Source organism: Tunicatimonas pelagia (assembly GCF_030506325.1).
In the GTDB taxonomy this organism is placed as follows: Bacteria; Bacteroidota; Bacteroidia; order Cytophagales; family Cyclobacteriaceae; genus Tunicatimonas; species Tunicatimonas pelagia.
Window position 1 is genome coordinate 5,469,056 of the sequence record NZ_CP120683.1, and the last position, 12,021, is coordinate 5,481,076.

General features: G+C 43.4%; 8 protein-coding genes. 3 read left to right on the top strand and 5 right to left on the bottom strand.

Annotated features, from left to right (window positions below):
- Positions 1–2 precede the first annotated feature (2 nt).
- Together ligA and P0M28_RS23375 are read right to left on the bottom strand one after the other, a co-directional pair.
- Complete coding sequence (gene ligA, locus P0M28_RS23370; protein ID WP_302205570.1) at positions 3–2,012, bottom strand: NAD-dependent DNA ligase LigA; 2,010 nt, start codon at positions 2,010–2,012, stop codon at positions 3–5.
- A gap of 274 nt (positions 2,013–2,286) precedes the next feature.
- Entirely contained in the window at positions 2,287–3,330 is a 1,044-nt protein-coding gene (locus P0M28_RS23375) for a potassium channel family protein (protein ID WP_302205571.1), read from the bottom strand.
- A 350-nt stretch (positions 3,331–3,680) separates the two neighbouring features.
- Here P0M28_RS23375 and P0M28_RS23380 point away from each other — a divergent pair, with 350 nt between their 5' ends.
- Positions 3,681–4,088, top strand: a complete 408-nt coding sequence (locus tag P0M28_RS23380) for a DUF4783 domain-containing protein (protein WP_302205573.1) — start codon at positions 3,681–3,683, stop codon at positions 4,086–4,088.
- Between the two features lie 60 nt (positions 4,089–4,148).
- On the opposite strand, the gene P0M28_RS23385 is transcribed toward P0M28_RS23380, so the two are convergent.
- Both P0M28_RS23385 and alaS read right to left on the bottom strand, forming a co-directional pair.
- Positions 4,149–5,000, bottom strand: a complete 852-nt coding sequence (locus P0M28_RS23385; RefSeq protein WP_302205575.1) for a class I SAM-dependent methyltransferase — start codon at positions 4,998–5,000, stop codon at positions 4,149–4,151.
- A gap of 206 nt (positions 5,001–5,206) precedes the next feature.
- Positions 5,207–7,840, bottom strand: a complete 2,634-nt coding sequence (gene alaS, locus P0M28_RS23390; RefSeq protein ID WP_302205577.1) for an alanine--tRNA ligase — start codon at positions 7,838–7,840, stop codon at positions 5,207–5,209.
- Between the two features lie 147 nt (positions 7,841–7,987).
- On the opposite strand from alaS, the gene P0M28_RS23395 reads away from it, so the two are divergent.
- Positions 7,988–8,962: a M23 family metallopeptidase gene (locus P0M28_RS23395; protein ID WP_302205579.1), complete on the top strand. Its 975-nt coding sequence runs from the start codon at positions 7,988–7,990 to the stop codon at positions 8,960–8,962.
- A 64-nt stretch (positions 8,963–9,026) separates the two neighbouring features.
- On the opposite strand, the gene topA is transcribed toward P0M28_RS23395, so the two are convergent.
- Entirely contained in the window at positions 9,027–11,369 is a 2,343-nt protein-coding gene (topA, locus tag P0M28_RS23400) for a type I DNA topoisomerase (protein WP_302205580.1), read from the bottom strand.
- 150 nt (positions 11,370–11,519) lie between these two features.
- On the opposite strand from topA, the gene sixA reads away from it, so the two are divergent.
- Positions 11,520–12,017, top strand: coding sequence for a phosphohistidine phosphatase SixA (sixA, locus tag P0M28_RS23405; RefSeq protein WP_302205582.1), 498 nt, complete (start codon positions 11,520–11,522; stop codon positions 12,015–12,017).
- Positions 12,018–12,021 lie beyond the last annotated feature (4 nt).

Here is a 12,021-nt window from a genome sequence, read left to right on the forward strand (position 1 = left end):
AATTAATCAAGCATCGCTAGAAATTCTTCTTCCGAGATAATCTGCACTTCTAATGATTCTGCTTTCTTCCGTTTAGCCGGACCCATATTCGTACCAGCTAACAAAAAATCTAGTTTGGCAGAAACCGATGAAAGTACTTTTCCCCCGTGCAACTTAATCTTTTCTTTAATTTCTTCTCGGCTAAGTTGCTCAAATACCCCAGAAACCACAAATGTCTTGCCGGATAATACCTGATTTTCAGGAGTTTGGTCGCTTATTTGTAAGCTGAACTGCAAGCCTGCCTGTTTTAGTTCATTCACCAACTGCTGATTTTCGGTATCGCGAAAATATTCTAGTACACTTTGAGCAATACGCTCGCCAATTTCCGGCACTTCAATCAGTTGTTCGTGAGAAGCAATCGCTAAGGAATCAACTGACCCGAAGTGTTCGGCTAACTTTTCTGCCACAGTGCGTCCCACGTAGCGAATTCCTAACGCAAAGAGCACGCGAGGAAAAGAAATTTGCTTCGAGGCTTCAATTCCGCTTAAAATATTCTGGGTAGCCTGTTCCTTGAACCCTTCCAAAGCAAAAATGTCATCAAACGATAGAGCGTACAAATTGGCTACGTTTTTTACTAATCCCTGTTCGTAAAATAGAGCCACCGTTTCTTTACCCATGCTATCGATATTCATCGCATTACGCTGGATAAAATGTTCAATACGTCCCTTTATTTGAGGTGGACAGCCCGCTTGGTTGGGGCAAAAGTGTACAGCTTCGCCCTCTTGTCGTACTAGTAAGGTATTGCATTCCGGGCAATGGGTTACGTATTGAATGGGCTGACTTTGAGCGGAACGTTGGCTGATGTCTACCCCGGTAATCTTCGGAATAATTTCTCCGCCTTTTTCCACCGAAACCGTATCGCCGTAGCGAACGCCCAGCCGCTCAATCTCATTAGCGTTGTGCAGTGAAGCTCGCTTAACGATGGTTCCCGCTAGAGCTACCGGCTCTAGGTTAGCTACGGGAGTAATGGCACCAGTACGGCCCACTTGGTACGTAATATCGCGCAAAATAGTAACCGCACTCTGGGTTTTATATTTGTAGGCAATAGCCCAGCGAGGACTTTTAGCCGTACTGCCCAGCAGTTTTTGCTGCTGGGTGCTATTCACCTTAATCACAATACCGTCGGTATCTAGGGGCAACTCGCTGCGTTTCTCTTCCCAACCATTAATGTACGCAGAAACCTCTTCAACCGACTGGCACTTACGGTAAGTAGGCGACACCTGAAATCCCCATTTTTCTAGCAAAGCGATAGCTTCTTGATGAGTTTCAATATGAATACCGTCCGTAGCGAGCGAATACAGATAGCAGTCTAGTTTGCGTTGGGCTACCAGCGAAGAATCTTGCATTTTCAGCGTTCCTGAAGTAGTGTTTCGGGGGTTAGCCAGTAGAGCTTCGCCGGATGCTTCCCGTTCTTGGTTAAGCTGGTCAAAAACTGAGCGGGGCATAAATACTTCACCCCGTACTTCAAACGTGGGGGGCAAGTTCTCAGCTTGTACTCGTAAGGGAAGGGAGCGAATTGTTTTGGCGTTGGCCGTAATATCATCGCCCCGCACTCCATCGCCTCGAGTAGCAGCCAGCGTGAGTAGGCCATTTTCGTAGCGAAGACTAATAGCTACTCCGTCAAACTTTAACTCACAAAAATATTCATACGCTTGCTCGGGCAGAGCTTTGGCTACCCGTTGGTCAAATTCCGCTAGCTCTTCTTCAGAATACGTATTGCTCAGCGAGAGCATCGGATAAGTATGGAAAACCGTCTCAAAATCTTTGGTAATGGTACCACCCACGCGTTGGCTCGGAGAATCGGGGTAGCGATACTGCGGATACTGTTCTTCTAGCTGAATGAGTTGCTCTAACAACTGATCGAACGCATAATCCGAAATTTCTGAAATACTATTCTGGTAGTACTGATGATTGTAATGGCGGATTTTAGCACTGAGTTGCTCTATAGCACTTTTGGCTTCTTCGGCGGTCATAAATCCCAAGTTTAGCTGATTACTCAATTGTTCGATTGCTTAATTATTATATGATTCAATTGCTGATTGCTGATTGCTGATTGCTGATTGCTGAATGGTTATTAGTCCACAGTTAGTAGTCTACAGCCCACAGTTTTAGAAGCTTGAAGTGTTCTGGTGTTGGGAATTAATCATCGTCATTACTCATTACACACTGTTCATTGCTCAATGATCATTAGTTATTCCCTCTTCTCCCTTTTCCACTATCCACTATCCACTATCAATTATCCATTATTCAGGTGTAATAGTCTCGAAAAGCCTGAAGGTTCTGTTCGGTTCCCACAATAATCATGGTATCGCCTACTTCAAATTTTAGGTCACCATGCGGATTAAATGTGAATCGCTTAGACTGGTGACGAAATCCGATAACAGTAGCTCCGGTGTGCTGACGAATATTTAGTTCCCGCAAGGTTTTATTCTGATACAGCTTCTGAAGTTCATCGTACATAATATCCTCTAGCTTCAAACTATTAGATCCTGTTCCTGATAAAATATTTAGAAACTCAATAACGGAGGGCTGCGTAATAAGACGAGCCATATGCACTCCCCCAATGGCATCGGGCATTACTACTTGGTCAGCTCCGGCTCGGTGAAGTTTTTTCTCGGCTCTCTCATCGGTAGCCCGGGCAATAATTTTAATATTCGGATTCAACTCCCGCGCGGTTAGGGTAATAAAAACATTATCGGCATCACGCGGGAGCGTAGTAATGATCGCCTCCGCTCGTTCAACTCCCGCCGCCTGTAACACCTCATCAGTGGTGGCATCGCCAATAACGTACTGAATTTCATCAGTAACTGCATACTGCTCAACAATTTCGGGTTTGAGTTCAATGACTACAAATGGATGCTGGCTATTTTGTAACTCCTCGCAGGTGCGAGAGCCATTCCGGCCCAGTCCGCATACAATAACATGATCTTGTAATCTTTCCACTTTACGACCAATGGTATAACGCCGGTACAATTCGGCAAACTCACCTTCTACAAAATAAGAGGTGATGGTACCAACAGCGTAGGCAAATATTCCTAAATTAAATATAATATAAAAGCTAGTGAAGATGCGACCAGCATCCGAAAGTTCGCGTACTTCGGTAAAACCAACCGTAGACAGTGTAATTACGGTCATGTAAAAGGCGTCAATGGTGGAATACTCCTCAATAAGTGTATACCCAATTTGCCCAATAATTAAGCTCGCCGTTAGCAACAATAAGCCAAAACTAAGGCGATTGAAAATGAGTTCTTTGCTCCAACCTAGGTACTTTTTCCAAGCTCTATAAACCATTCTAAAAAAAACGACGGGAAAAATCCGCTGCTAAAGTAAGTACATCCGCTTATTTTACGAGTAGCCGAAGGTGAAAAAAATGTTAAACACTGTATTCTTTGCTCAAGGGCTGGATCAAAGGCCACTAAAAAATCAAACATGCAGGAAAATACTCATAGAATAGCTACATTAGTAGCCTAGCAAATTATCCTATAATTGCTACTGATGTTTTAAAAATAAGCGTAATATAGCTACAGTTTTAATCAGAAAAGCAAGAGTCCGTATCCACCTAATGCTGGGAAGTAAGATTTACTATAATTGGCGAGGGTTGGCACAGTTTTGGCAAACGATAGGGAAAGTCGCAAGATTCTATGATTTATTTGTGCAGAAAAGCATGTTTGTGGGCATTACTTAGTTTACTAGCCGGAAGTGTGCAACCGCTTCAGGCGCAGGCTGACGTAATCAACAATGTACGCGACGCTTTGAAGTCGGGAAGCTCGCGAGAGCTAAGCAAGTACTTGAACAATACCATTGAGATTAGTATTAACGGGGAACAGACCAGCTACAGTCGCAACCAGGCCGAATTTGTTCTGAAAGATTTTTTTGCCAAATATCCGCCCAAAGACTTTCGCTATGTGCACCAAGGTTCTTCTAAAGAAGGAGTAAAGTATACCATCGGAACACTGATCCACGAGCGGGGTGAGTTCCGAGTGGTAATGCTAATCAAACAGTTCGGTGGTAGCTATCTGGTTGATAAGATTGACTTTAATCGGGAATAAAGAATTGTGAGAAACAGACATGGCTACATTTGTAAATGTTTGCCAGTAAACAAGCTATTGCTATATAATTAGCTCATCAGGTTGAATATGTTTTTTTAGCTCACTTTTCACCTGATCAACTGCGTTAGTTTTCTTAAAGCAAACGAATAAATGACCATCTACCAGAAGTTTAATATTCACTCCTAACTTGAATATTTCTCCGTATACTTTGGCCTTAATTTTCCGATCAATTCCATTCTTCTTTCTGAGATTTTTACGATAGTTAATTAGGTTAGATAGGTAGATCAAGGGATAAAAGAGAGGTAACAACAAAGTAGAAGTGGGACGAGCGCGGGTAAACTGTATATCAATAATCTCAAAACCTGCTAACCGAGCAATGACTCGTAACTTTTGTATCCCCATAAGGAATATATGTCCCAGGTAAAAATCCGAACTGTTATCATCTCCTGAAAACCATATAGAGTCTAATTCATTGGGGGGCATTAGTGTATTATACCTTTCGGACTCTCCTAAGAAGTAACTTAAACGACTGCGCAAACTACCATAATTAGGAGTTGTTATAATTAGCTCTCCACCTGGTTTTAGTACCCGGTTAAATTCACGAAATGCTTGAATTTGATCAGAGAAGTGCTCAATACCTTCCTGGCATATAAGGTAATCTGCCACATGGTTGTTAATAGGAATACCCTCTTGGATATCTGCTTTCTGACATGTAAGACCCTCTACTTCAAAAAACTCAGGAAAAATATCGAAGGGCATTGGGTGAGCTCCCACAGATTTAAGTATTCGCGAAGTAACTCCACTACCTGTTGGAAAGTCTATCACGACCTTTCTGGCAAACTTAGAACTGTTCTTTAAGAGATACTGCTTTACGTAATACTTTACGCTCTTTGGGTTGTCTTCATATTCCATATTGGTGATTGTGTTTGTATAGACAAAGATACAAGACAGGTTTACATAATATACAATGGTACACCTTACTCTGCTATTCTTATTGCCTGCCTAAACCATGTCCATATTACTGAGCTTATTTCATTATCCCAACTATGGTTTATCTAGATTGACTTAACATACTACACCCATAGCAAAGTCAATTGGAAGGTAATAAGGTAGCTATACTAAGTGCCTAAAGTATTCTTAATAAGAACGTCGGCCTCTTCTAACACTTTTTCTAATCCAGTTACATCTTTTCCTCCGGCCGTAGCAAAAAAGGGCTGCCCACCGCCGCCTCCTTTTATGTGTTTAGCCAGTTGCTTCACCAGTTGTCCGGCATGTAAGTCGTGGGTTTTGGTAAGCTTCTCATCAATCACTACCGAAATCTGCGGTTTTCCCTGGATATTAGCCGCGATAACCATCACTAGGTTATCAACTTGATTTTTCAGATTAAATGAAAGCTGCTTGAGCATATCGGCCTGTGGTAAGGCCACTTTCTCAATAATCACGGAAGTATCGTTAATTGTCTGGGTTTTACTGGCTAGCTCCTGTTGTATTCCACTAGCTTTTTCCTGCTGAAGCGCATCAATTTGCCTTTGTAGCTGATTTTTTTCTTCTACCAATGCCTGTACCGCCTTTTGAAGATCGCGGGGACTTTTTAGCGTTTCTTTAATGGTAGAAAGAAGTTCATCCTGTTCTCGTACGTAGGTTTCTGCTGCTCGTCCGGTAATAGCCTCAATTCGGCGAATACCCGCGGCTACCGAGCCTTCGGAAGTAATTTTGAAGAAACCCAGATGACCAGTTGCCGGAACGTGAGTGCCGCCGCACAATTCAACCGAATAATCTTGGTCAAATACAATTACCCGTACCTCATCGCCGTATTTTTCGCCAAACAAAGCCATTGCTCCCATTGCTTTGGCTTCATCAATCGGGATTTTTCGTAGCTCTTCCAAGTGTATATTTTCCCGGACACGCTCGTTAACCAGATGCTCTACCTGCTGAATTTCTTCATCGGTCATCTTCGCGAAGTGCGAAAAGTCAAAGCGAAGTAGCTGGTCGTTGACCAATGAACCACGTTGTTGCACGTGGTTGCCCAGTACCTGCCGTAGCGCAGCATGGAGCAGATGAGTGGCACTGTGGTTGTTTTCGGTAGACTTTCGCTTATCGGAATTTACCTGACAAGTAAAAGTAGTTTCTACATTCGTGGGTAGTTTTTTGGTAAAGTGGACTATCAGATTATTCTCCTTCTTAGTATCAAAGATGAAAATCTGCTCGTTGGCTGATTCTAACGCTCCGGTGTCACCCACCTGACCACCACCTTCGGCATAAAACGGAGTTTTATCCAATACTAATTGGTAGTAAGAAGATTTTTTCTCCTGAACCTGCCGATATTTCACAATTTTAGCTTCGGAAGTTAAGGTATCATAGCCTACAAAGGTAGTCTCTACCTCTTCTAGCAAAACTGTCCAATCACCCGTATCAGTAGAAGTAGCCGCTTTGGATCGGCTTTTTTGCTCTTCCATCTCCTGTTTAAACCCGCTTTCATCTACCGAATAGCCACTTTCCCGGGCAATCAGAGCTGTCAGATCAAACGGAAAGCCGAAGGTATCGTATAGCTCAAAGGCAACCGCCCCCGGAATTTCCTTTTCGTCTTGGTATTCTTCTTTTATTTGATCGAGCTTTCGCAATCCAACTTCTAACGTTCGCAAAAATGAACTTTCCTCTTCTTGAACTACCTTCCCAACAAAATCTTGTTGTCGCTGAAGCTCGGGAAAAATATCGGCAAACTGCTGGCTAAGCGTAGGTACTAATTGGTAGAGAAAAGGCTCTTTTAATCCCAAAAAAGTGTAGCCGTAGCGCACCGCCCGACGGAGAATTCTACGGATAACGTATCCCGCTTTGTTATTAGAAGGTAGTTGACCATCAGCAATGGTAAACGCAATAGCCCGAATATGGTCGACAATTACGCGGATGGCAATATCAGTTTCTTCCTGATCGCCGTAGCGAACGTTAGCTCGTTGGCTTACTTGCTCAATGAGCGGGGCAAAAACGTCGGTATCATAATTGGATTCTTTGTTCTGAATAGCCATCGCCAGCCGCTCGAAGCCCATTCCGGTATCAATATGCTGAGCCGACAGTGGGTGCAGCTCACCCGATGCTTGTCGGTTAAATTGCATAAAAACTAAGTTCCAGATTTCAACTACCAGCGGATGATCCTGATTGACTAGTTCTTTTCCCGGTTTTTTGTCAATCTCTTGCTGGGGGCGTAAGTCAATGTGAATTTCCGAACAGGGGCCGCAGGGACCAGTATCGCCCATTTCCCAAAAATTATCCTTTTTTGAACCTAGCAGAATCCGGTCTTCATCAATAATTTCTTTCCAGTAATCGTAAGCTTCCTGGTCTAAACCCAGACCGTCTTGTTCATCGCCACCAAAAACAGAGGCGTACAAGCGGTCTTTTGGCAATTTGTATACTTCGGTAAGTAGCTCCCAGGCCCAGGCAATGGCTTCTGGCTTAAAATAATCGCCAAACGACCAGTTGCCCAGCATTTCAAACATAGTATGATGATAGGTATCCAACCCTACCTCTTCTAAATCGTTGTGTTTACCAGAGACTCGCAGACATTTCTGGCTGTTGGCTACCCGAGAGTAAGGTGCTGGTTTATTTCCCAAGAAATAGTCTTTAAACTGGTTCATTCCCGCATTAATGAACATAAGGGTGGGATCATCTTTGTTCACAATAGGGGCGGAAGGCACGAATTGGTGCTGTTTTTGTTCAAAAAATTGAATAAAAGCCGAGCGTATTTCCTGAGAAGTCATGAAAAGGCAGTTTTTGCGATAAATACATCACAATTTATTGGTATAATACAAAAAATTATGATTTGCGTAAATTTTCTTGCTAAAGGATATGTTTAGTATAAAGCAAGGTGCAAAAGTATAACGAAAAGCGATTCATAAGAACTTCTTATGTCAAAAATTAAATATTACTACGATACAGAAACTTGTAAGTACGAGCGGGTACGCGTAAGCCGCTGGGATGTTTTACTAAATATCTCGGGCTTTATTGTACTTGTGCTGGTAGCGGGTGTCAGTTTGGTGATTATTTTCGATACATACTTCGAGTCGCCTAAAGCAGCTCGTTTGAAGAAAGAAAACGATGAACTGACGTTTTACTACGATATGCTCAGCAAAGATATGGATCGGGCGAATAAGATGCTGGAATCATTGCAAGAGCGAGATAATAATGTTTACCGAACCATTTTTGAAGCTGAACCTATTCCGCTTTCGGTACGCAGTGCGGGAGTAGGCGGAGTAAATCGCTACCAAGATTTGTTAGAAAACGGACTAGAGCGGGAGGAGGTTATTGTAAATACTTTTCAACGGATTGATCAGCTAAAACGACAGTTATACATTCAGACCAGATCGTACGATAACCTTCTGGAGATGGCTGAGAATAAATCAGAGATTTTGGCTACTATTCCGGCCATACAGCCAGTTTCTAATAAGGAGCTACGCCGATTAGCTTCTGGTTTCGGAATGCGGGTTCACCCCATTTACAAAGTAAAAATGATGCACCCCGGCGTAGATTTCTCGGCTCCGAAGGGTACTCCGGTATACGCTACCGGTGGTGGAAAAGTGAAGCAAGTGAAAAGCTCATTTACTGGCTATGGTAAGCAGATAATTATTGATCATGGCTACGGTTATCAAACTCGTTACGCTCATCTGCAAGACTTTAACGTAAAAGTAGGGCAGGAAGTAGAGCGCGGGCAGTGCATTGGCTACGTAGGAAATACCGGAACCTCTACCGCTCCCCATCTACACTACGAGGTATTTAAAGATGACGAGCGGGTAAACCCTATTTATTACTTCTATCAGGATATTACGGCTGATGAGTACGAGATTTTAGTGCAATTAGCTTCCATTGAGAATCAATCTTTATAATGAGTAGTGAATAATGATGAATGATTAGTGGCTGATGGATCTATCAATCATCAGTCACTGTGCATTAACTCTTCTTTTTTCTTCCACCACCTCTGCCTTTTTTCTCGGGAGCTTTTTCGGCTAGTTCCAGACACTCTTCCAAGGTAAGTTCTTCCGGTTCTTTATCCTTCGGAATCTTCACATTCTTCTTGCCCACTTTTATGTAGGGACCGTATCTTCCGTTCAGCACTTGCACTTCGGGGTCAGAATCAAATACTTTGATATACTTGTTTTTATCGGCCTCACGCTTAGCTTCAATAATTTCAATAGCGCGGTCTTCTTCTACCGTCAGAGGATCGTCCTCTTTGGTCAAAGAGTAGAATTTGCCATTGTGCCGAATGTACGGGCCGAATCGGCCAATAGCCGCTGTCATCACTTCACTTTCGTATTCACCTACATCGCGCGGGAGTTTGAATAGCTCTAGAGCTTCTTCTAGGGTAATAGTTTCAATAAATTGACCAGTACGCAGACTAGCATATTTAGGCTTTTCTTCTCCTTCACTTTCCCCAATCTGAGCGATAGGACCAAACTTACCCAAGCGCACAATGACCGGAAGGCCAGTTTTAGGATCTTCACCTAGCGGGCGATCAGTCTTTATCGTCGAGCGGTCAATCTCTTCCGAAGTCTTTATTTTAGGATGAAATTGCTGGTAGAATTCGTCAATCATCTTATCCCAAGCTTTCTTGCCCTGGGCAATCTCATCAAATTCTTTTTCTACTTCAGCGGTGAAAGAATAATCAATCACGGTATCAAAATGCTCAGCCAAGAAGTCATTCACAACCATGGCCACATCGGTAGGGAAGAGTTTGCGTTTTTCGGTACCCGTTCGTTCGGTCAGTACTTTTTCATCTACTTTATTTTGCGGGATGCCGCCCACCTTCTTTACCAAGGTCATTTCCCGGTATTCTCGATCGTAGCCATCGCGGTCTTCTTTCAAAATATAGCCTCGCTTCTGAATGGTAGAAATTGTGGGAGCGTAGGTAGATGGACGACCAATGCCCATTTCCTCCAGTTTTTTCACCAAACTTGCTTCAGTATAGCGAGGGGGGTGCCGAGTAAAGGTTTGGCGGGCTTTCATCTCGTCTAAATCTAGTTTTTGCCCTTCGGTAAGCGGCGGAAGCATTCCTTTTTTCTCATCTTCATCTTCATCGTCGGAAGACTCGATGTATACTTTCAGAAACCCCTCAAATTTAATAACCTCGCCAGTAGCTACCAGATTAAGGTTGCTGGTGGAAATGTCGATGGTGGCGGTGGTTCGTTCTATCTGAGCATCAGCCATTTGCGAAGCAATTGCTCGTTTCCAGATGAGTTCGTAGAGGCGTTGCTGGTTACGGTCGCTGCTGACTTCTTTTTCGGAGAAATTAGTAGGCCGGATAGCTTCGTGAGCCTCCTGAGCTGAATCAGATTTGGTTTTATACTTACGCTTCTGCAAATACTGATCGCCGTAGGCACTTAAAATTTCTCCCGAAGCACTCTCTACTGCTTCTTCCGACAGGTTGGTAGAATCGGTTCGCATGTAGCTGATCTTTCCTGCTTCATACAAGCGCTGAGCCAATGTCATGGTTTGCGATACCGAGAAGCTTAGTTTCCGCGAAGCTTCTTGTTGCAAAGTAGAAGTCGTGAAGGGCGGGGCGGGCGATCGCTTGATGGGTTTTTTCTCCAGCTTAGCAATCGTAAACTCAGCACTGAGGCAGGTATTAAGAAAATCGCGGGCTTCTTCTTCGGTAGCAAACTTCTTGGGCAAGTCTGCTTTTAGTACGCTGCCATTATCCAATAAGAAGTTAGCAGTAACTTTGTACGACGACTTAGATTGGAATTCGGTTATTTCTCGTTCGCGTTCTACCACCAATCGCACGGCGACCGATTGCACCCGACCGGCTGAAAGTCCGCGCTTAATTTTTTTCCACAGCACCGGAGAAAGCTCGTAACCCACCAAGCGGTCGAGAATACGACGGGCCTGCTGAGCGTTTACCAAATCGGTATCAATACCCCGGGGAGATTGAATAGCTTTCTGGATCGCTTTTTTAGTAATCTCCCGAAATACAATCCGTCGGGTTTGATCGTCCTTCAGATTTAGTACTTCTTTTAAATGCCAGGAGATTGCCTCTCCTTCGCGGTCATCATCACTCGCTAGGAAGATCGTATCAGCATCTTTTACTAGCTTTTTAAGTTGAGATATTACGTCCTTCTTATCAGGAGAAACTTGGTACGTAGGCTGGTAGCCGTTGTCTACATCTACTCCAGTATCATCTTTGGGGAGATCACGAACGTGACCGTAGCTAGAGGTAACAATGTAATCTCCTCCTAAATACCCTTCTATTGTTTTGGCTTTCGCCGGAGACTCAACAATCACTATATTTTTTGCCATAAATACTATTACTTTCGTGGTCTGTGAGGATTTAATGATTCAAAGGAACACTTTTTTATCACAAATCGTAGAATAAAACTGTTTAGTTCCTTACAAGTGAATTACAAATGAATAAAAAGCTAATGTCCTTTCTAACTACTTGCAGAGAAAATGGTTAAACAACTACTTTTAGTTCGCCACGGCGAAGCAAAAGATTCTCAAGGTCAACAGGCAGATGCTAGTCGGGATTTGACTGCGCGAGGTTACCAAGATGCAGTACGAGTAGGAAATTACCTGAAAGAACAGGGGTGGCAACCGGATGTCATCATTAGTAGTCCCGCAGTGCGAGCTACAGCTACTGCCCAAATGGTAGCAGAACAACTGCACTACCCCGCTCAACAGATTGATTTTAGGCCAGGGTTATACGAGGCTTCTCTCCGGACTTTTCTTGCTATTATTAACGAACAGGATAACCAACTCAGCCGTATTTTGGCGGTGGGGCATAATCCTACCGTAAGTTATTTAATTGAATATCTCACAGGAGAAGAGGTAGGTAATGTGGTGCCCGGCGGGTTTGCTTTAGTAGAATTTGCGGTAGAAAGTTGGAGTGAGGTGTCGCAGCGCACAGGCTCGTTGGCTATGTACAAACCCCCCACAAATATAGCATAGGATT